The sequence below is a fragment of the Methylophilus sp. genome, from assembly GCF_052437885.1.
Classification (GTDB): Bacteria; Pseudomonadota; Gammaproteobacteria; order Burkholderiales; family Methylophilaceae; genus Methylophilus.
Map to the genome: position 1 here is coordinate 165,000 of NZ_JBQVPB010000005.1, position 17,934 is coordinate 182,933.

At 49.8% G+C, this 17,934-nt stretch carries 23 protein-coding genes; 18 read left to right on the plus strand and 5 right to left on the minus strand.

The genetic code is table 11. The features are described 5' to 3' along the window. Positions 1-75 precede the first annotated feature (75 nt). Both ACT6RZ_RS07325 and ACT6RZ_RS07330 read left to right on the plus strand, forming a co-directional pair. Positions 76-588 carry an OmpA family protein gene (locus ACT6RZ_RS07325; protein ID WP_444701472.1) on the plus strand — a complete coding sequence of 171 codons (513 nt, stop codon included), beginning with the start codon at positions 76-78 and terminating at the stop codon, positions 586-588. A gap of 215 nt (positions 589-803) precedes the next feature. Next, complete coding sequence (locus ACT6RZ_RS07330; RefSeq protein WP_444701473.1) at positions 804-1,115, plus strand: hypothetical protein; 312 nt, start codon at positions 804-806, stop codon at positions 1,113-1,115. Positions 1,116-1,405: 290 nt separating this feature from the next. Here the strand turns inward: ACT6RZ_RS07330 and ACT6RZ_RS07335 are convergent, their stop codons facing one another. Further along, positions 1,406-2,098, minus strand: coding sequence for a DUF2490 domain-containing protein (locus ACT6RZ_RS07335; RefSeq protein WP_444701474.1), 693 nt, complete (start codon positions 2,096-2,098; stop codon positions 1,406-1,408). A 366-nt stretch (positions 2,099-2,464) separates the two neighbouring features. Here ACT6RZ_RS07335 and ACT6RZ_RS07340 point away from each other — a divergent pair, with 366 nt between their 5' ends. Continuing rightward, a complete protein-coding gene (locus tag ACT6RZ_RS07340; RefSeq protein ID WP_444701475.1) occupies positions 2,465-3,625 on the plus strand; it encodes a mechanosensitive ion channel protein MscS in 1,161 nt (386 codons plus the stop codon). 236 nt (positions 3,626-3,861) lie between these two features. Here ACT6RZ_RS07340 and ACT6RZ_RS07345 read toward each other — a convergent pair whose 3' ends face one another. After that, on the minus strand, positions 3,862-4,611 hold the full coding sequence (locus tag ACT6RZ_RS07345; RefSeq protein WP_444701476.1) for a hypothetical protein: 750 nt from the start codon (positions 4,609-4,611) through the stop codon (positions 3,862-3,864). Positions 4,612-4,858: 247 nt separating this feature from the next. Between ACT6RZ_RS07345 and ACT6RZ_RS07350 the strand changes: the two genes are divergently transcribed. Both ACT6RZ_RS07350 and ACT6RZ_RS07355 read left to right on the plus strand, forming a co-directional pair. Continuing rightward, positions 4,859-5,326, plus strand: a complete 468-nt coding sequence (locus ACT6RZ_RS07350) for a hypothetical protein (protein WP_444701477.1) — start codon at positions 4,859-4,861, stop codon at positions 5,324-5,326. A gap of 227 nt (positions 5,327-5,553) precedes the next feature. Beyond that, positions 5,554-7,113, plus strand: coding sequence for a peptidylprolyl isomerase (locus ACT6RZ_RS07355; RefSeq protein ID WP_444701478.1), 1,560 nt, complete (start codon positions 5,554-5,556; stop codon positions 7,111-7,113). Between the two features lie 268 nt (positions 7,114-7,381). On the opposite strand, the gene ACT6RZ_RS07360 is transcribed toward ACT6RZ_RS07355, so the two are convergent. Next, positions 7,382-7,510: a hypothetical protein gene (locus ACT6RZ_RS07360; RefSeq protein WP_444701479.1), complete on the minus strand. Its 129-nt coding sequence runs from the start codon at positions 7,508-7,510 to the stop codon at positions 7,382-7,384. A gap of 238 nt (positions 7,511-7,748) precedes the next feature. Between ACT6RZ_RS07360 and ACT6RZ_RS07365 the strand changes: the two genes are divergently transcribed. From ACT6RZ_RS07365 to ACT6RZ_RS07380, 4 genes are all read left to right on the plus strand, one after another. Next, the gene (locus ACT6RZ_RS07365) at positions 7,749-7,988 is read left to right on the plus strand and encodes a hypothetical protein (RefSeq protein ID WP_444701480.1); all 240 of its coding nucleotides are present in this window, start codon (positions 7,749-7,751) and stop codon (positions 7,986-7,988) included. A gap of 48 nt (positions 7,989-8,036) precedes the next feature. Further along, positions 8,037-8,264, plus strand: a complete 228-nt coding sequence (locus tag ACT6RZ_RS07370; protein WP_444701481.1) for a hypothetical protein — start codon at positions 8,037-8,039, stop codon at positions 8,262-8,264. A gap of 181 nt (positions 8,265-8,445) precedes the next feature. Beyond that, positions 8,446-8,730, plus strand: a complete 285-nt coding sequence (locus ACT6RZ_RS07375; RefSeq protein WP_444701482.1) for a hypothetical protein — start codon at positions 8,446-8,448, stop codon at positions 8,728-8,730. A 221-nt stretch (positions 8,731-8,951) separates the two neighbouring features. Continuing rightward, complete coding sequence (locus tag ACT6RZ_RS07380) at positions 8,952-9,293, plus strand: PilZ domain-containing protein (RefSeq protein ID WP_444701483.1); 342 nt, start codon at positions 8,952-8,954, stop codon at positions 9,291-9,293. A gap of 143 nt (positions 9,294-9,436) precedes the next feature. Here ACT6RZ_RS07380 and ACT6RZ_RS07385 read toward each other — a convergent pair whose 3' ends face one another. Then, a complete protein-coding gene (locus tag ACT6RZ_RS07385; protein WP_444701484.1) occupies positions 9,437-9,790 on the minus strand; it encodes a hypothetical protein in 354 nt (117 codons plus the stop codon). 144 nt (positions 9,791-9,934) lie between these two features. On the opposite strand from ACT6RZ_RS07385, the gene ACT6RZ_RS07390 reads away from it, so the two are divergent. Both ACT6RZ_RS07390 and ACT6RZ_RS07395 read left to right on the plus strand, forming a co-directional pair. After that, entirely contained in the window at positions 9,935-10,858 is a 924-nt protein-coding gene (locus tag ACT6RZ_RS07390) for a LysR family transcriptional regulator (RefSeq protein WP_444701485.1), read from the plus strand. A 287-nt stretch (positions 10,859-11,145) separates the two neighbouring features. Further along, positions 11,146-11,673 carry an OmpA family protein gene (locus ACT6RZ_RS07395; RefSeq protein ID WP_444701486.1) on the plus strand — a complete coding sequence of 176 codons (528 nt, stop codon included), beginning with the start codon at positions 11,146-11,148 and terminating at the stop codon, positions 11,671-11,673. A 126-nt stretch (positions 11,674-11,799) separates the two neighbouring features. On the opposite strand, the gene ACT6RZ_RS07400 is transcribed toward ACT6RZ_RS07395, so the two are convergent. Further along, entirely contained in the window at positions 11,800-12,798 is a 999-nt protein-coding gene (locus tag ACT6RZ_RS07400; RefSeq protein WP_444701487.1) for an LLM class flavin-dependent oxidoreductase, read from the minus strand. A gap of 295 nt (positions 12,799-13,093) precedes the next feature. Between ACT6RZ_RS07400 and ACT6RZ_RS07405 the strand changes: the two genes are divergently transcribed. Genes ACT6RZ_RS07405 through ACT6RZ_RS07435 form a run of 7 tightly spaced genes read left to right on the plus strand, consistent with a single transcriptional unit; the run spans position 13,094 to position 17,933 of the window. After that, complete coding sequence (locus tag ACT6RZ_RS07405; protein ID WP_444701488.1) at positions 13,094-13,861, plus strand: 4'-phosphopantetheinyl transferase family protein; 768 nt, start codon at positions 13,094-13,096, stop codon at positions 13,859-13,861. A 27-nt stretch (positions 13,862-13,888) separates the two neighbouring features. After that, positions 13,889-14,611, plus strand: coding sequence for a beta-ketoacyl synthase chain length factor (locus tag ACT6RZ_RS07410; RefSeq protein WP_444701489.1), 723 nt, complete (start codon positions 13,889-13,891; stop codon positions 14,609-14,611). Continuing rightward, a complete protein-coding gene (locus tag ACT6RZ_RS07415; protein WP_444701490.1) occupies positions 14,598-15,371 on the plus strand; it encodes a lysophospholipid acyltransferase family protein in 774 nt (257 codons plus the stop codon). The genes ACT6RZ_RS07410 and ACT6RZ_RS07415 overlap by 14 nt, the downstream gene beginning before the upstream one ends. A 45-nt stretch (positions 15,372-15,416) precedes the next feature. Then, the gene (locus ACT6RZ_RS07420) at positions 15,417-15,692 is read left to right on the plus strand and encodes a phosphopantetheine-binding protein (protein WP_444701491.1); all 276 of its coding nucleotides are present in this window, start codon (positions 15,417-15,419) and stop codon (positions 15,690-15,692) included. Between the two features lie 45 nt (positions 15,693-15,737). After that, positions 15,738-15,995: an acyl carrier protein gene (locus ACT6RZ_RS07425; RefSeq protein ID WP_444701492.1), complete on the plus strand. Its 258-nt coding sequence runs from the start codon at positions 15,738-15,740 to the stop codon at positions 15,993-15,995. Positions 15,996-16,002: 7 nt separating this feature from the next. Continuing rightward, the gene (locus ACT6RZ_RS07430; protein WP_444701493.1) at positions 16,003-16,587 is read left to right on the plus strand and encodes a hypothetical protein; all 585 of its coding nucleotides are present in this window, start codon (positions 16,003-16,005) and stop codon (positions 16,585-16,587) included. Between the two features lie 2 nt (positions 16,588-16,589). Then, complete coding sequence (locus ACT6RZ_RS07435) at positions 16,590-17,933, plus strand: AMP-binding protein (protein WP_444701494.1); 1,344 nt, start codon at positions 16,590-16,592, stop codon at positions 17,931-17,933. Position 17,934 lies beyond the last annotated feature (1 nt).

A 17,934-nucleotide genomic window follows, 5' to 3' on the forward strand; every position in this document is an offset into this window, starting at 1 on the left:
CTACGCTGGTTATTAACATTACAGTCTGTCAAATACACAGATGATTCGATATTTGAAGAAAAACAAGGAGACGTTATGAAGGCAAATACTTGGAAGATCATCGCACTCGCATTAGTGCTACCTGCTTGTAAAAGCACACCAACCGATTTATCACACACAGCCAACCCAACCTCTAAGCAGGAGGTGGCAGCAGAGCATGTAGTCTCTGATACCGATGATGCTGGCAGGGCTTACAAAGTTTATGGCGCTTATCTTTCAAACCGCCAGATTTATTTCGACTATGACAGCGATACCCTTAATCCAAAATATAAAAACCTGGTAGCTGTGCATGCCAAGTATTTATTGAATCACCCGCAAAGCAAGATCTCATTGCAAGGCCACTCGGATGAAAGAGGCAAGGGCGATTACAACAAGGATCTAGGCTTGCGCCGCGCAGTGGCTGTTAGAAATGCATTCAATGCGCAAGGTGTTAAAAACGCGCAACTTGAGACTATCAGCTATGGCAATGAATTCGCCAGCCGCGATTGCCCTGATGAGCATTGCCACAAAATCGATAGACGTGTAGATATCAATTATGGCGTTAAATAAAGCTTGATTAATATCAGCACACAAAAACACGGCTTGCAGAAATGCGAGCCGTTTTCTCTTCTCAACATCTATGTTTCGATAAGTCTTGATCCAGCTCGTCAGTCTCCTCTGACTGAATAATCAGATTTGTGCTGATTTAATATTGGCCAGATAACGCTTAAATTGATAAAACCAAACAGTTATTAGTCTACCGCCTAATATTTTAAGGAAATATCATGAGCAAACTTCTTCTGACCTTACTGATCTGCATATTCTCTGTCAGCACTTTTTCAGCTCATGCTGCGAATAAAGGCAGATCGGATGTGAAAAAATCTCATATCACACCCGCTCAAAAACAGCACAAGCCAGCGGTGGACACTGTCAGTGACAAGCCCTTATCCAGCCAGAACTATCAGATTCAAGCCCACGAAACATTACCGGCCAGCCCTGCTGACAGCAGTCTGCCTGATATGAGCCCGCCTAAACCGACTGAGGTGAATTATGCACCGCCACCAGACCTCAATGATCGCAACCCGATCAGTAATTAATTAAGGCTGATGGCAAACACTAAGGTCCTCTGGTGAATACAATCGTTTGTCGCCAGCCCGTGAGCGCTGATACTGACGAGGTGGAAAAGTCTGAATTCAAACTGCTGACCTCCTACCCGTTGTTGGGGTGAATGGCTCGCGCAGAAGCGATGATTGATAAAAAGACTCAAGGTTAACGCCTTGGGTCTTTTGCTTTGGGTGAGATGATTCGTCAAAAAGCCAGTGCTTAAATGCGAATGACCTGAACCTTATATTTGACCTGCATCCTATATTAATTTGCACCTGATACCTTAAAACTTAAAACTCAGTGCGGTATTGATGATGTGATTTTCCTGGTTGTAAGTGGTTTTGTGAACGAACTGATTCAAATAACCTGTTTCCATGCTGCAGCGCTCAGTGATTTTCCAGTCTATGCCAACAAAAAAACGATTCTGGTCAAAACCGCGTGTTGCGCCCCAATCAGTTGTCCCCAGGTTTATAAACAGCTCGTCAGACACGATAAAAAACAGAGTGGGGTGATTTTTGAATGGGGTAGAGGATTTGATCATTTCACGTAACCTGTATCCCACATCGTGGAAACCTGCCCGTTCGCGCTCTTCAAAACGCGTGCGGTTGCTCAGGGTGGTTGAGGCGATTGCGTCAAACTGATACTGAAATTGCTCCCACCAGCGATTCTCGTGATAAGCGGATCTCCCGGCCGGATGGCCAATGATGGTGTCGTGCCCTAACCACAGGCTGGTTTTGCGATCAGGTTTGTAAAAAATGGCCGGGCGATAATACAGGTAATCAATATGCGCACCTTCATTACGATAACGGGGGTTAATATCCATGTTCCAGTACAAATTCTGCACAGGCAACTTGCCTTGTAAGCGCAAGGTATACCAGTAGCCGCCATCTTCCTGCGGCCCTGCCCATCCCTGGGCGCTGATGCCCAGTAATAAAATGCATAAGCAAAAATACCAGTATGGATCTCTGTTTGTCATCTAGCTCAGCCTTGTCTTAAAGTTGTTCTGATCGTATTCAGTTTAGTTTTGCCAGATGAATTCAATCTGAATTTATCTGCAGCAGACAAATTAAAACAGGCGGTCGCAGCCGCAAACACTATCCAGATTAACTGCTCTTGATCTATGGTCAGGCGATTAGAATCGCCTGATAGGCTTCCTGAATTTGGTGATGATTGTTAGCAGGCTCACAGAGCAGCCACCACTGCAAAAAGACTCAAGGTTACCGCCTTGAGTCTTTTTTATTTTGTAGGTTATATTATTGGCTCCTGCAAAGGGATGATTCGATACTTAATAACAGCTCATGCTTGAGCAACACATCGTATATAAATCAAAAAGGGAGAGTTTATGTTTGCAACTGCAACACGTTCTGCGCTGGTGATGGCCGTGGTCGCGATGCTACTGATTCCGTTAGCAGCGTCCTGGTTCGCCTACCCATCCACGCATCTGCCGCCAGGTTTCGGCGTTTTTCCACCACAGTTTGTTGAAGACCCGCCCGGGTTTAATCTGCTGGTTTTTATAGCGGTCGCTTTGCTCGAAGCCGCATTTGCGGTTTTTTTAATATTCCCGCAATGGTTTGGCTTTAAGCCAGCCGCCCCATCCCCGCGGCCTGCACTGCGCGCATTACCCTGGTGGTTTTGGGCCGGCCTGGTGGCCACCCTGTTTTTCTGGTGGTTGATGTGGACGCGAACCACACCGTTTGGTGATCTGGTTTATTACGCTTTTACTCCCATGTGGTGGGGGTTTATCTTTGTCCTTGATGGCCTGGCATTTCGCTATTCTGGTGGCTACTCACTGTTTGCCAGCCGTCCAAAGACATTTCTTATCAGTGCCGGCGTCTCGATTTTTGGCTGGTATTTCTTTGAATATTTCGATTATTTTGCTTTAGGCAACTGGTATTACCCCAATACTGATATCCCAGGGTTAAGCCATGCCACCATAGTGTGGATATTTATTTTTGCCTATTCCACCGTTTGGCCTGCCATTTTTGAGTGGTATACCTTGCTGAATGCTTTTCCCAAGATTGCAGGGCGCTATGCCCAGGGCCCGGCACTGGCGCTCCCGGCAAAGCCTATGCTATATCTGAGTTTTGTGTTGTTTGCCGCCGTGCCGTTCTGGCCTTACCCTTTATTCTGGGCAATGTGGATCGCGCCCTTGATAGGCATCTCCGGCATATTGATGATGCGTGGTATCTGGACCCCATTCACCGATGTCGCCAAGGGTAACTGGAGCCCGGTACTGCTGATGGCACTCAGCTCATTGTTTAACGGATTCTTCTGGGAGATCTGGAACTACGGCAGCGCGCATCCCGTATTGCCGGTCACCAACCCCAACTACTGGCTTTACGATATCCCCTATGTGAATGTGATTCATCTGCATGCTGAAATGCCACTGCTGGGCTTTGCAGGCTATTTGCCCTTTGGCGTGCTGGTGTGGGTGGTGTTTATCTGGGCGGGTAAGGTGCTTGGTTTCAATACCGATATCCTGAAGAGTGGCCAGGGGCATTGATGCCGCGAATCTGTCTGATACCCAGCTGAACAGTCGGTCCGAATAAATGATTGAGTTTTAGTCGAGTAATGATTTAAAGGTTTACGCGACGCTCAGATCTGCACTGGATCATGCAAAATGAAAGACCCAAGGTTAACGCCTTGGGTCTTTTTTCGTTTTGTATGCGTAAAGAAGCACGCTATCTGGCAGCCCATGGTCTAAGTATTAACACCGATGGGCATTAGGCATCGCTCGCGTTAACGTGCTTTGAGTGCCCTGAAGTTTTTAGCAGCAAGCATCATTAATCCTAAAAATGCCATGACGTAGCTCTGCGGTTCTGGCACCTGGGTAGGGATGTATGGATTAATTTCAACCGAGGCATAGGTTTTTGAAGCGAAATACAGAATCGTGTCAGTTGGGTAGCTGAAAGTAAACGACAGGGTCCTCGAAAAGCTCCAGTCTCCATCAAAGGCGTACGGATAGCTGGCATATCCGATGTTTGGTTCGAAGTGATTAGCTATTCCGCCATTGGGGCCGATATTCGCTCCACGGATAGCCGCAATAGTCGTTACGATATCTTTTTCGCCTGCAGTACCGCTGACATGCGCATCAGCAGAAATTTTTATGACACTGTTTGCGATATAGTTCAGAGAAAAAAATGTCTGCCCATAGCTGTCTGCAGTACCGCGTGTCGCAGTTGCATCAGAGCTGAAGACCGGAGTGGAGCCAGGGGCGTAGCTGATGTTAGTCACTGCCTGCCCATGACCTCCTGTCGTGACCGCAGAGATATCATATATGTATGGTGCAGGTAGCTTATCCTGAACTTCTTCGCGGGACTGAGTATGGACGGTGGAGATGACTTGTGAATAAAAGCTGTCTGGAACGAATGTCGCACCCTCACCGGATATGATTTCAAACCTGAAATTACTTAAAGAAGCGTGAGCTGTTGCTGCAATGCCAAAGCATGGGTAAAGCGCTAGATAGATGAGTAGAAATATCGTTTTCATGTTGTCACCTTTCGTCAGATAATTTAAGTGTTTTAGTTTTACATCAAATATATATAACTAAATTTTTTTATACAGCATAGCTCAAAACAGTGAGCGAGCATAGATTGATAGGCTGGAAATCACAGTGAAATAATTCGGCGTTATGCTGGCGTGTTATGGCAGTTGATTTTTATCCAATAAGCGCAAGCTGTAGCCTGTAAGGTGTTGCTAGTATCAGGCTTGTTAACCCGGTCATTTGAAGAGAATAATGAAAAAAATAATTTACGCCCTGATGCTTTCAAGCTTGCTTTCAACGGCCGTGATCGCGGCTGATTCTGAAGAGATTGCGTTGAAGCTGGTCCAGAAGTATCACTTTGGTCAAAACTTGGCACTGATCAGCTATCAAGTCTCAGCTCAAACTCAAACCTATAAAATGATCGTCAATAAGGTTGGTGAGCAAAAAGCACAAGCACTGGTCAGAAGTGAAATTGATAAAGTCATCCCCCAATATCAACAGAAATGGGATCAGAATTTAGCTTCTGCCTATGCTCAGGTGATCAACGCTGAAAAGTTGCAATCCTTAATGGATGAAGGGCCATCATCTAAATATTCAGGTGAGCTTAAAGCCAGGCAGAACGAGATAGGCCCGCTGATGCAGTCCAAGTCCACCGAACTGCTGAATGAGATGCTGACTAAAGCCATGACTTCCGCATTCAACCAAATTGTTCCCAAGTGAATATCTACAACCATCCCTGGTAAACAGCAGCGCCGCGCCTGGCGATGTGTATGCTCGCTCAGGGCATAGGTCACAATGGCAGCTCAAGGGTCGCCTTGGTTTTTTATTTTGAAATGCGCTAAATTCTTATTTACAATGATTAAAAATAATTACGTGGGATTAAACTCATGATTGCTAGTTGTAATGGGCATATTAATAAGAAACAGCCGTTCTTACCTATCGTCCTCATGCTTTTTGCATCGATATTCAGCCTTTCAGCAGCATTTGCCATTACGCCCATGGAAGAAGCGCCTATCGAGGTGACAGATAAAGAGCTGGAGATCGCCTATGAGGTATATGTTCAGAACTTTACCGGCAAAGAGTTTCTGGTCCGGCACATACTGGTCGCTACCGAAAATGAGGCGCTATCCGCTTTGAAACGACTGCATGAGGGTGAGACCTTCGGCAGGGTGGCATCAGCGATCTCCATAGATCCGGGTTCAAACAATATGAGTGGAGAACTGGGCTGGGTCTTCCCTGGCGCGTTGTATCAGGAGTTCGCGAATGGATTTACCTCTTTATCCCCCGGGGAAATCTCTCCCGCACCCATCAAAACCCGTTATGGCTGGCATATTATTGAGTTGCTAGACGTGAGAACAGTAGAGATACGCTCATTTGAATCGGTAAAACAACCGCTGGCCGATGCGATCAGAAAGCGCAAATCAAAATCAAATACCAATGCCAATGCCCCAACGCTAGAGGATGCCAATACGGCTTTTAACAAAGGTGATTACGAAACCGCTTTCAAACTGTATACGCCGCTTGCAGAAAAAGGAGTGATGGCCGCCCAGATGAACCTGGGCCTGACCTACTATAAAAATAACAGTCGTTTCAGCAACACAGAAAAAGCCATCTACTGGTTCACCAAGGCCGGTGAGCAGGGGCACCCGGTTGCGCAAATGATACTGGGCGAGATGTACGTGCATGGCGATGGTGTAGAGCGGGATTACTTTCAGGCTGCGGATTGGTTATACAAGGCAGCGGAGCAGGGTGAGGCAAGGGCGCAGTATTATCTGGGCCTGCTTTACTGGGATGGTGCAGGCGTCTCCCGCACCCCCGAGAATGCTGTGAAATGGTTACAGCGGGCTGCCGAGCAAAATTATGTACCAGCCTATGTCAGTTTGGGTGATGCATACAGATTGGGCAACGGTGTCAGCCAAAGCCGGGATCAGGCTTATGAAATGTATAAGAAAGGAGCGGACCAGGGCGACCCTGATTCTATCCTCGGGCTGGGGTATTTGCTGCTGACGTTGCACCCTATAGACCCCAAAGCGGCCATCAAATGGCTCACCAGGCCAGAAGTGAAAGATAATGCACGGGCCGGCTTTTACCTGGGCCTGTTTTATGCGAATGACGATACCGCCTATAAAGACTACAGAAAAGCTGCGCATTGGTTCAGCAAGTCCGCAGAGCTGGGCAATTCAGTGGCTCAATTAAATCTGGGCATCATTTATCAATTCGGTCATGGCACTGCGATCGATTATAAAAAAGCACATTCCTGGTATCTGAAGGCGGCCAAGCAAGGCAATACGGATGCGCAAAATAATCTGAGTGTCTTGTACAGCGAGGGCAAAGGCATCAAAAGAGATTATGTAAAAGCGCAGATGTGGGAGAACATCAGTTTTGGCAACGGCGTTGAAAATAGCTTTAGAGATTCATACGCAAACAAACTCAGCACCCAACAAAAGAGCCAGGTCGAAAAAATGATAGCAACATGCCTGGGTACCAAATATCAGCAATGCGAATAAACGATTTTCAGCTGATATAAAAGAAAGAATGGTTTTTTATAGATGCAATCAGGTGGAACATCAGTATGGTCCACTTGTTTATCAGGGGCCAGTCACCTAAGCCAGTGACGTAAGTCATTCACATAAGTAGCGTCCATTTAAAAAAGACCCGAGGCGTATGCCCGGGTCTTTTCGTTTCTCGATCACTTTGGCCTTGTTGCCACTTGATAGAGGTCAACAGCTATCCGGCATTTTCTAGGGGCAGGGTTTGCTAGAACCCCTTTTCCAGTTAATGCGCTGATGGAGCCAGGGTTTCATTCGTTTTCGCTTCTGCAGCCCCTGGTTGATTATTTTGAACTGCAGCAAGCACTTTACGGGCAACGGCTGACAACACTAACAAAAATAAGAATTTTTTCATTTTAAGTCCTTCAGGTAATTGAAATTGTGCGGCTGGAAATGATTTTTAGCCTGTAGACTATTTAACGACTTTGCCGCTTGCAAACATATCCTCCGAAATCTTATTTGTGCGTAGGAGGGGCTTACTGGGTGACTCGTAGGTACGATTCTTCCTACAGGGATTTCAGTTTTACAGGGATACAGCACGCATTGTAATCAGGCCATTATGTATATTTGCAAGCTTTCCTGAGGAGCAAAATATGGCCTTGAACAAAGACACTAATGTGCACAGTGTGCATCATATTGATGAAAGTCGGCTTGATCCCTTGAACCCTGATTCTATTGATCCGGCGAATACTGACCCGGCAGATGATTCGCGCGGATATGAAAGAAGCCGTACAAAACCCAGTGTTGAAGATAAAGCGCTGAATAAACAGAATATCGATGACAGGAACAAGACCTTTGCTAACGATATCAGTAACCCGGATGCAGGCATTTAAACACTTGCCAGACTGGTGGCGTGCTGTCCTCAATGTGGGAGTACCCAGATGACCAATAAACAATTCAGGCGCATCGCGACTGTCGTTTTTTATCTGCTGGGTATGCTGGTGGCCGGTGTGTTGCTGATCAGCTGGAATGCCTCCGATATTCCTCCGGCCGCCCAGCCTTTGAGTGACGCGGTAGAGTCCATGTCAACAGCAGAGCAGGCCGTTCCGCTGCCTATCAATGATAGGGAGCCGCAGAATTTTGCGCAACCGACTGTCAAGTCTGATTAATGCCTGTCAGTTTGTTGTGCTTGTGTGCCCGGCCTAGTCAGCCCCGTCCTACACTCGAATGGGATTGTGCCGGATAACTTAAATCGTGAATAAATCATCTAATTCACTGGCAGTTCAGAAAAGATATCCAGTTACACAACTTCTAATTTTTCCAGTCACACACTTTTATAGGGACACCAAAATGAGCAAACTATTAATCGCATTATTATTTTCCGCATTTGCCATGACAACCTTTGCCGCCGACACTGATAAACAGACTGACGGTGCAGAGCTTGGTACGAATGAAACGCCACAAGCCCAGGATCAAACTAAAAATAGCCGTGATACCACTGCAGGCAAGCCTGCTAAAAAACGTAGTCATGTAAACAAGAAAGCAAAACATAATCACCAGAAAGCGGGCACTGCTGAGGAGAATCCGCTACAGCCTACTGACGCAGAGCCGGCACCGGGCGCTTCAACCCGCTAGTTAAAAGAGGATCGCAGCAGCGATCCTTTTTTAATCCAGGTCTGGATTGAAATATGGCAAACGCACCTGTTTAAAAAGCGGGTAGTTTTTTGTGTGGGCAGGTGATCATTCCAGCAATAATGCATCTTTAAAGTTTTGCTAAACGGAGCTTGAAGCATGCCGATGACCAGGCTTACAGCATATAATACGAGATATGCAGTCAGGGTCAGTAGTGGTCAGTAATGTCTTCCAGTAGTATGCAAAGCGCCGCCATCGATAGTAACCGTCGTTCATGGCAAAAAAAATCTCAGTTGGTCGATAGCTCGGGTGGTGAATATATTGTTTTCACCCACGATATCTCACACACCGGCATGAGCCTGTTTGCCGATAAGCAGTATCAGTCCGGGCAACTTTGCAAAGTGAATGTGCCGGTATTTGTTGACGCTACACTCAGGCATTATCGCTTTGATTGCCGGGTAATTTTCTCATCGCTATGTGGCATGCAAGGATTCAGGACCAAACTGGAATTCATGAACCTGCCGCCGGAGCATAAGACCCTGATCCAGTCTGTGATGGCCAGGTGATCTGCTCAGGCAGCATCACAGTTGCCAGATTTTCTAATCCCGCTTTTCAGCTTTTCACCTCAGCTCTAAAAGGCTTGCGCCTGGCAAGCGCTTAACTCCTGCGTGCTCAACCGCTGTGTCTGCAAAATTTGCCATGGGCCTGACTATCTCATCTCATAACTGTCGGCAGGCGTGAGGGCGACAGAGGGCAAGACTGCCGCTAACAGTATGGCCAGGAAATGATAGGCATAAGGCACGATAGGGATAGCGGTCAGCGCCGGTGTCAGATTGAATATGAAGGCGACGGTAGGGATAAGCACCAGCCAGTTTTTGCCTATGACGGCGCCCCTGATCAGACAGATCCCCCATATGGCCAGCATAGACAGCAGATAAAGTATTGCAGGCGCGCTGAAACTGGCGTGTTCTGCCATGCCTGAATAAGCTGAATAGTAGGTCGGCAGCAGACAGATAAGATAAGTCAGCGTAAACAAACTGGTATTGGCAAATGCTTTGTACATGGCGCACCTTCCTTGTTTATGATTTATGGCCTTGTTTATGATTTATGGGCGAAGTTCAGCTATGTCGTATGTTAACCATTTCTAAATATAAAATTAGTCCTTCAACTCGCATATGACTGTTTCCATTTGGGATACAATCTAGTCATGTATGATTTAAATCTGATGATTATTTTTGCTCATGTGGTGAGTGAGCAAAGTTTCTCGGCCGCCGCGAGGAAGATGGGTCTGAGCAAGTCTTCAGTGAGTAAAGCGGTAGCGAAGCTGGAGCTGGCCCTGGGTGCCAGTCTGCTCAACCGCAGCACCAGGCATTTGAGCCTGACCGAGATCGGCGCCAGCTTTTATGACTATTGCACGCGCATCAACGCTGAAGCCGAAGAGGCGCATCACATGATAGAAAGCCTGAACGCGCAACCGCGCGGCATGCTTAAAGTGGCTGCCTCGGTCGCTTTCGGCACCTTGCATATTGCGCCCGCCGTGGCTGAGTTCATGCACAGGTATCCGCAACTGGAGATCGACATGACCATCACCGATCGCCTGGTGGACCTGACGGAGGAGGGTTATGACGTCGTGATCTCCGTGACCAGGGATTTGCCGCTCAGCCTGGTGGCTAAACGTTTGGCGCCTATACGGCGTAACCTGTGTGCCACGCCAGCCTATTTTGAAAAGTATGGCGTACCTGATATCCCGCAAGATCTGGTGCATCATAATTGCCTGGATTACATACACTCGGGCGATAAAGGCTTATGGCGCTTTAACGGCCCTGCGGGTGAAGTCACCGTCAATGTGTCCGGCAGGTTGCGCATCAATGATGATGAAGCGTTGTCGCAGGTGGTGCTGGGTGGTTTTGGTCTGGCGCTGTTGCCTACATTTATCATTGGTAAAGACTTGCAGGCCAAACGGCTGAAGTCGGTATTGTCCGAGTACCTGCCGATCGAGCAACATGTTTATGCCTTGTATCTGCCCAAACGCAACCTGCCTTTGAAAACGCGGGTGTTTATCGACTATCTGTCCGAGCGGTTCGGCGCACAGCCTTACTGGGATCAGGAGTATCAGCCCGGGATGGATTGAGAGTGGCCAGCGGTTACATCTGTGCTTTAACGCCGTGATCAATGCGGAAATTGTAGACATATGGGAAACAGTAAATTTCGGCCTGACTGTGATTTTCAGTCGATGTCTGCACCGGCAGACTAGTGACTCTAACCAGGGCGAAAGATGTCTCTCCATCAACCAGCACTGAACTCATGGTTAACTAGTGCAGACCAAGATTGAGAGTCTGTAGCACTGCATCCTGAGCGCTTTTCAGCAGAGAGCGACTCACTTCTAACAAAAAGCTTCTAATAAAATGAGGACAAACCATGAAAAATAATCTCTGGAAAATCGTTGCCCTGGCATTGTTATTAAGTGCGTGTAAAAGTGCACCGACCAGCCCGGCCAAGACAGAGGCTGCCAGCGCCGAGGGTGCCAGCACTAAGCCGGCAGCAGCTAAAGCGCAGTCTAAAGACAATAGTGACAAGGCCGCGCATGCCGAGAACGTGTATGCAGCCTATCTTTCAAACCGGCAGATCTATTTTGAATATGACAAAGTCACTTTCAGGCAGGAATATCAAAACCTGATCGCCGTGCATGCCAAATACCTGTTGTCACATCCGCAGACCAAGATCCTGTTGCAGGGTCACTCCGATGAAAGAGGCACCGCCAAATACAACTATGAGCTGGGTAAGCGGCGTGCCGAGGCGGTGAAGAATGCGTTTAGCGACCATGGGGTGAAAAAGGCCCAGCTTGTAACGATCAGCTATGGCAATCAACAAGCCAGCCAGGATTGCGCAGATGAGGAATGCCACAAAAGGGATAGACGCGTGGATATCAGCTATGGCATGAAATAAGGCCAAAGTAACATTGGCATGGATGCGGACAGAGGGTTATCAGTCTTTAAACTCACTAACCTAATAGTTGCAGGCGAAAAAAGCCCCCTGGCGATATGTGCAGGGGGCTTTCGATTTTAACCGGCATCAGGCGTGCAAGGCTGCCCTGTAAACATTGGCAGTGATCTCATAAGACCTCAGCCGGGCCTGCTGATCGAATATCTGCGAAGTGACCATCAACTCATCAGCGCCGGTTTTGGCGATAAATGCCTGTATCTCTGCCAGCACCTTTTCCCCATTACCTATGGCTGAACAAGACAGCACCTGATTGAGGATCGCCCGCTCCGCACCGCCTAATTGATTCCATAGATCAAACACGGGTGGCGGTAACTGGCCCGGGTTGCCACTGCGCAAGTTGATAAATGCCTGTTGCATGGAAGAAGCCAGAAACACCGCTTCTTGCTCGGTATCGGCTGCGAACACATTGAAGCCCAGCATGAGATAGGGTTTATCCAGATATTGCGATGGCCTGAAAGTGTCGCGATAAATCTCTATCGCCTGCATCATATACGCCGGTGCAAAATGCGAGGCGAATGCAAAAGGTAGACCCAGGGCGGCAGCCAGCTGGGCACCGAACAGGCTGGAGCCCAGTATCCATACCGGCACATGCAAGCCGCTGCCCGGCACGGCCTTGACCGCGCGCCTGCTGTCAGTGGCGAAATAATCCAGCAACTCCACCACATCCTGCGGAAAGGCATCCGCATCTGAATCCAGATTGCGGCGCAATGCGCGCGCGGTGACCTGGTCTGAGCCTGGTGCGCGCCCTACGCCCAGGTCTATGCGCTTGGGGAATAAAGACTCCAGAGTGCCGAATTGCTCGGCGATCACCAGCGGCGAATGGTTGGGCAACATAATGCCGCCAGCGCCTACGCGTATGCTGCTGGTGCCGGCAGCGACATGGCCTATCAATATAGAGGTGGCTGCACTGGCTATCCCTGGCATGCCATGGTGTTCTGCCAGCCAGTAGCGATGGTAGCCCCATCGCTCGGCATGCTGCGCCAGCGCCAGTGTGTTTTTAAAAGACTGTGCCGCTACGCTGCCTTCAGCAATGGGGGAAAGATCAAGTACGGATAACCTGGGTGTCATTTTTAGGTGGTGATTCGATGCCGTGATTAGATAGCCGTGATTAGATAGTCGTGATTCGATATTTGATAGGTTTGATTGCCTGCTAGCGATTGGTTCACGCCACCAGTAAATTTTAGGCAATTTCTGCTACTCTAGCCGACATTCTTTCAGTCAACTATCTTGCACTCCGCGATCAGATGAAACCTGACCCATCTTGTTCCAGCTTGCCGCTATGCCACCTGTATGAGGCCGGCGCTGTTTTATCTGCGCTGAGGCATACGCTGCTGTCTCAATTTGTACATGTGAATGTGTTTCAATGCTGTGCCCGGCTGCGGTCGATAAAAGCGCTGGTTCCGGCTTTGTGCAGCCAAAATGCGGCTATGGGCCTGAAGGTGCAGATAAGCTGATGCTCAACTACCTCGATACCGCTGTAAGCACCCAGCTGGACCAGGTGTATGCGCTGGATGCAGGTGATGGCGAGCATGCGGTGCATATCAGCATAGGCCGTATGCTGGATGCCCCAGTTGACAGGCACGCGCGCAGGTCACGCCAGTCTACCCTGGCCAGGCAGTTGCTGGCCCATGCGCTGCAAGGGGCGCTAGGTCGTGAGCAGGTACAGCATTATGCATTGAGCGCGCTCAAGAATGGCAAGCCGCTGCTGGTTTGTTCACCGCAGGCGGTTTCTGCACCCGGTGCGGTTGTGCCTGCCATCAGCTTCTCGCATAGCGGCGATTTCGTTGCCTGTGCCTGGTCTGGCAGGCCGCAGGTAGGGGTCGATATCGAGTATCTACGGCCCAGGGATTGGGCTGTGGGGCAAGACCTTTTCCTGCATGTGGAAGAAAAAGCCTGGATGGCGGAAATAGCGCCGGAGGATCAGCCTTTGCACTATTACCGTTTGTGGTGTTTAAAAGAGGCCTGCTATAAGTGTCTGCCTGCGCAAACAGAGGTCGCCATGACTGAATTCTGCTTTTCACGCGAGCATGTGCTGCAGCGGGCGCCGGCAGCATTTTTACCGCTGGCCAGATGGAAGACGCATGTAGAATTTTTGCCGCTGCAGGGGGTGGTGCTGGCAGCGGTCTGGTAAAGTTTTTGTGATAATATTTCTTAACATATGATAACAGTATACAAAGATAATAAAAATAGCGACCCAGTAGTCCTGCCTATTGCAAAGTGGGCAAGCTGGCAGCAACAGGGGGAACAGGCGGCCAGCCCGGATGTGAGCTTTATGGAGCTTTCCATCAGGCGAAAATTGGGTCTGTTGACAAAAATGTGCCTGCACGTAGCCAATGAGTGCGCGGGCTATGATCCGCACCTGCGCGTGGTATTCGCCTCGCGGCATGGCGACCTGGCAAGAACGACCGGCATGTTGCAGGAGATCGTCGCGGCGCAACCGTTGTCGCCGACTGCATTCAGTATGGCGGTGTTGAATGCCAGCACCGGGGTTTACTCCATGCAGGCGAAAAACATCTGGCCTTCGACGGCGATCTCTGCCGGCGAGCATACATTCGCCATGGGCTTGCTCGAGGCCGCCTTGCAATGGCAGAGCCAGCCAGAACAAGCGGTGCTTTATCTATATGCCGAAGATACGCCGCCGGCGTTTTATCGCACAGACGATGCAGGCACCTTTGTGCCGCATGCGGTAGGCATCTTGCTGTCGGATGCCACACCGCTGTGTAAGGTCAAACTCGCCATGCAGGCCGCAGCGACGACTGCCTCACCAGCGCTGTTACCCATGTCGCTGGCCTGGGTGCAGAGCATGCAACAACAACAGGCGGCGGCCTGGCAGGGCGAAGGGCGCACATGGCAATGGGAGTTTCAACATGCAGCGCATTGATTATGCCTGGCGCCTGTTTGCCACTGCATTGTGTTTCTTTCTGTTCGGCCTGGGTGCATTGGTGATGACAGTCATCATCTTTCCGCTGTATTTTTTGTTTGCCGGTCAATATCGTACGTCGCTGGCGCGAAAAACCATACAGACCGCATTCGCCATGTTTCTGTGGCTGATGCAATTCACCGGGGTGCTCAAATTTGAGATCAGGTCGGCGCAACGCCTGACTGAATGCAGCGGGCAACTGATACTGGCCAATCATCCGACCTTGATCGATGTGATCGCCATCATCGCCTATATGCCGAATGTCAATTGCATCGTAAAGCAGGAGCTATGGAATAACCCTTTTGTCGGGATGGTAGTGCGCTCGGCAAACTACATACGTAACTCCGACTCTGAAAGCCTGATAGACCAGTGCGAACAGGCATTGCAGGCCGGCAATAACCTGATCATCTTTCCTGAAGGCACACGCAGCCGCCCGGGAGAGCCGCTGAAATTCAAGCGTGGTACCGCGCATATCCTGTTAAAAAGCAAAGCCATGCTGACGCCTGTCATCATACAGTGCTGGCCCAGCACATTAACAAAAGGAGAGAAGTGGTATAAAATCCCGCGCACCAAGGCAAATTTGCTTGTCGAGGTGCAGCCTGCCATCAGCATCACAGAGGTGATGATGGCTGCTGAAAGGGATGCAGACGGGTATTCCGCCCGCCAGCTCACCAAAAAACTAGAAGATTATTTTGTGAGTCAGATCGCAGTTGGTCGCTAGCTTGTACTTAACCATTAAAATAATAATATCAATAGAATAGTAAACATGCCTTCCACTTTAGAAATCAAACAGCTGGTGATAGACGCCCTGGATCTTGAAGATGTGACCACAGGTGATATTGACGATGATATGCTGTTATTTGACGCCAGCGGCCTGGGCCTGGACTCTATAGATGCGCTGGAAATCGGCGTGGCGTTACGAAAAAAATATCAGATCCAGATTGAAGCTACCAATAGCGACAACCGTAACAACTTTCAGTCAGTGCGTAATCTGGCTGAGTTTGTGACGCGACAACTGGATGCGCAACAACCGGAAGCCTGAATCAGGGCTTCCTATAATTAAAACAGGGATAGGATTAAGAGGGTGATGCTACAAGAATTATCTGATCAGGAAATTTTGGGGCGATTAAAAACAGTATTCAAGGACACGTTCGACCTTGATGCAGAGAGTATCAAGCCTGAAACACATTTGTTTCATGACCTCGATCTCGACAGTATCGATGCAGTGGACCTCGCCATTAAATTGCAGACCATGACTGGCAAGCGTATCAAACCGGAAGATTTCAAATCTGTACGAACGGTGAATGATGTGGTTGCTGCCGTGCGCAAGCTGATTTCCGGCTAAAGCCCTGATGAAGCTCCACGAGGCCAGGTTCTCATGGATGCAGGTACTGGCCGCCATCTCCATGCTGGCTTATCCCTTTATCATTCTGTTTGGCCTGGTTTATTTTGAGCCACGCTATGTAGGGTTGGGCCTGCTCGTCGTCTTGCTGCTCAGGACCAGATCCACCATCCAGCACCTGTTTTCCGCTTTCCCCCGCCCTTATCTGGTCATCATGCTGGGTCTGGGTCTGCTGCTGTGCAGTGTGCTGGTGTCCAATGATCCGTTGTTGCTGCGTCTGTACCCGGCGGCGATGAATGCCGGTGTCTGGCTGTTATTCACCTTGTCTTTGCGCTACCCGCCTTCCATGGTCGAGATCTTTGCCCGCATGCAACAGCCTGATCTGCCAGCACGCGCGATCGCGTATACACGCAATGTGACCAGAGTATGGAGTGTGTTCCTGCTGCTGAATACCTGTTTTTCACTCTACACCGCACTCTATGCCAGCAAAGCGTTCTGGGCCTGGTATAACGGCTTTTTCACCTACCTGGCCATGGGCGCACTGTTTGCCGGTGAGTGGCTGTTCCGGCGCTACTGGTTACAACGGGCAGCTTGAACATGCAGCGCCCACTCTGTTTAAGCCAGTTGCATGCACAGTCTTTTGCTGCTGACCATATCGTCTGTATAGACGGCACCCGGGCATGGACCTGGGCAGAATGCCATCAGCGCATAGCCGCTGCCGCGCAAACTTTCGCTGCGCACCCGGCGCAGCGATGGATGCTGGCCCTGTCGCAACCGCTGGAGTTCCTGATAGGCATGCTGGCCTTGCTCTACGCCAATAAAACAGTCATTGTGCCGCCGAACACGCTGCCAGGCACCATGCAATTACTGAGCGAAAGTTGTGATGCGACGCTGCAAGCCATGCCTGAGGGCGGCAGCCATGCCGGTATTGAATTAGCTGCGCTGGTGGCGCAACAAGCCACTATCGTGTTTTATACCTCGGGTTCCTCGGGGCAGCCCAAGCCGGTAGAAAAAACACTGCAGCAGATCCAGTGCGAGCTGGAGACACTGCAACAGGTGCTGGGCGAGCGCTTGCGCCAGGTGGCGGTGGTCAGCACCGTGCCACACCAGCATTTTTATGGCTTTACCTTTCGCCTGATTCTGCCTTTTGTACTGGGTAGCCGCTTTGATAACCACTTGTGTGCGACACCGGATATGCTGATGGAGCGCTTGCGCGTGCTGCCTAAGGTGGTGCTGGTCTCCAGCCCGGCACATCTGTTACGCTTGCCTGACCTGCTGGATCTGACCCTTAGTCAGCAACAGCTGACTATGGTGCTTTCTTCCGGCGGTGTGCTGCCGGCTGATACCGCGCTACGTTTAAGCGGCTTGCTCAATCACGCGCCGCTAGAGATCTATGGCAGCACTGAAACCGGCGCCATCGCCTGGCGGCAGCGGCAAGGCGAAGATGTCTGGCGCGCATTGCCAGGCTTGCAGGTGCGTGCAGATGCGGATGGCGCATTGTTGTTGCAGTCGCCGTTTGCCCCTGACCGCCATGAAATGCGCTTGGAAGACCAGATTGAGGCCGTCGCCCCGCAGCAGTTCAGGCTGGTCGGCCGCCTGGACCGTATCCTGAAAGTTGAGGGCAAGCGTTTATCGCTGCCTGAAATGGAACAACGCCTGATAGAACATCCGTGGATCAGTCATGCGGCGATCTCTGCAGTCTCGCGCCGCAGGCAATCGGTAGGTGCGGTGATCGTGCTCAGTGAGCAGGGCAAGCAGGCACAGTCAGGCTTGTCGCAACGCGCGAGTTCGCAACTGATCAAACAGTATCTGGCCCAGTTTTATGACGCTGTGCTATTGCCGCGTTACTGGCGTTTTGTCGCCGAGTTGCCGGTCAATGACAGGGGCAAAGTGCAGTTTTCTGCCGTACAGGCATTATTTATGTCGACGACGCCACATTGAT

What these genes read in the sequence shown, in the direction of transcription:
- ACT6RZ_RS07325 (WP_444701472.1), top strand. Translation starts at nt 76, where the DNA reads ATGAAGGCAAATACTTGGAAGATCATCGCACTCGCATTAGTGCTACCT.
- ACT6RZ_RS07330 (WP_444701473.1), top strand. Translation starts at nt 804, where the DNA reads ATGAGCAAACTTCTTCTGACCTTACTGATCTGCATATTCTCTGTCAGC.
- ACT6RZ_RS07335 (WP_444701474.1), bottom strand. Translation starts at nt 2,098, where the DNA reads ATGACAAACAGAGATCCATACTGGTATTTTTGCTTATGCATTTTATTA.
- ACT6RZ_RS07340 (WP_444701475.1), top strand. Translation starts at nt 2,465, where the DNA reads ATGTTTGCAACTGCAACACGTTCTGCGCTGGTGATGGCCGTGGTCGCG.
- ACT6RZ_RS07345 (WP_444701476.1), bottom strand. Translation starts at nt 4,611, where the DNA reads ATGAAAACGATATTTCTACTCATCTATCTAGCGCTTTACCCATGCTTT.
- ACT6RZ_RS07350 (WP_444701477.1), top strand. Translation starts at nt 4,859, where the DNA reads ATGAAAAAAATAATTTACGCCCTGATGCTTTCAAGCTTGCTTTCAACG.
- ACT6RZ_RS07355 (WP_444701478.1), top strand. Translation starts at nt 5,554, where the DNA reads ATGCTTTTTGCATCGATATTCAGCCTTTCAGCAGCATTTGCCATTACG.
- ACT6RZ_RS07360 (WP_444701479.1), bottom strand. Translation starts at nt 7,510, where the DNA reads ATGAAAAAATTCTTATTTTTGTTAGTGTTGTCAGCCGTTGCCCGTAAA.
- ACT6RZ_RS07365 (WP_444701480.1), top strand. Translation starts at nt 7,749, where the DNA reads ATGGCCTTGAACAAAGACACTAATGTGCACAGTGTGCATCATATTGAT.
- ACT6RZ_RS07370 (WP_444701481.1), top strand. Translation starts at nt 8,037, where the DNA reads ATGACCAATAAACAATTCAGGCGCATCGCGACTGTCGTTTTTTATCTG.
- ACT6RZ_RS07375 (WP_444701482.1), top strand. Translation starts at nt 8,446, where the DNA reads ATGAGCAAACTATTAATCGCATTATTATTTTCCGCATTTGCCATGACA.
- ACT6RZ_RS07380 (WP_444701483.1), top strand. Translation starts at nt 8,952, where the DNA reads ATGTCTTCCAGTAGTATGCAAAGCGCCGCCATCGATAGTAACCGTCGT.
- ACT6RZ_RS07385 (WP_444701484.1), bottom strand. Translation starts at nt 9,790, where the DNA reads ATGTACAAAGCATTTGCCAATACCAGTTTGTTTACGCTGACTTATCTT.
- ACT6RZ_RS07390 (WP_444701485.1), top strand. Translation starts at nt 9,935, where the DNA reads ATGTATGATTTAAATCTGATGATTATTTTTGCTCATGTGGTGAGTGAG.
- ACT6RZ_RS07395 (WP_444701486.1), top strand. Translation starts at nt 11,146, where the DNA reads ATGAAAAATAATCTCTGGAAAATCGTTGCCCTGGCATTGTTATTAAGT.
- ACT6RZ_RS07400 (WP_444701487.1), bottom strand. Translation starts at nt 12,798, where the DNA reads ATGACACCCAGGTTATCCGTACTTGATCTTTCCCCCATTGCTGAAGGC.
- ACT6RZ_RS07405 (WP_444701488.1), top strand. Translation starts at nt 13,094, where the DNA reads ATGCTGTGCCCGGCTGCGGTCGATAAAAGCGCTGGTTCCGGCTTTGTG.
- ACT6RZ_RS07410 (WP_444701489.1), top strand. Translation starts at nt 13,889, where the DNA reads ATGATAACAGTATACAAAGATAATAAAAATAGCGACCCAGTAGTCCTG.
- ACT6RZ_RS07415 (WP_444701490.1), top strand. Translation starts at nt 14,598, where the DNA reads ATGCAGCGCATTGATTATGCCTGGCGCCTGTTTGCCACTGCATTGTGT.
- ACT6RZ_RS07420 (WP_444701491.1), top strand. Translation starts at nt 15,417, where the DNA reads ATGCCTTCCACTTTAGAAATCAAACAGCTGGTGATAGACGCCCTGGAT.
- ACT6RZ_RS07425 (WP_444701492.1), top strand. Translation starts at nt 15,738, where the DNA reads ATGCTACAAGAATTATCTGATCAGGAAATTTTGGGGCGATTAAAAACA.
- ACT6RZ_RS07430 (WP_444701493.1), top strand. Translation starts at nt 16,003, where the DNA reads ATGAAGCTCCACGAGGCCAGGTTCTCATGGATGCAGGTACTGGCCGCC.
- ACT6RZ_RS07435 (WP_444701494.1), top strand. Translation starts at nt 16,590, where the DNA reads ATGCAGCGCCCACTCTGTTTAAGCCAGTTGCATGCACAGTCTTTTGCT.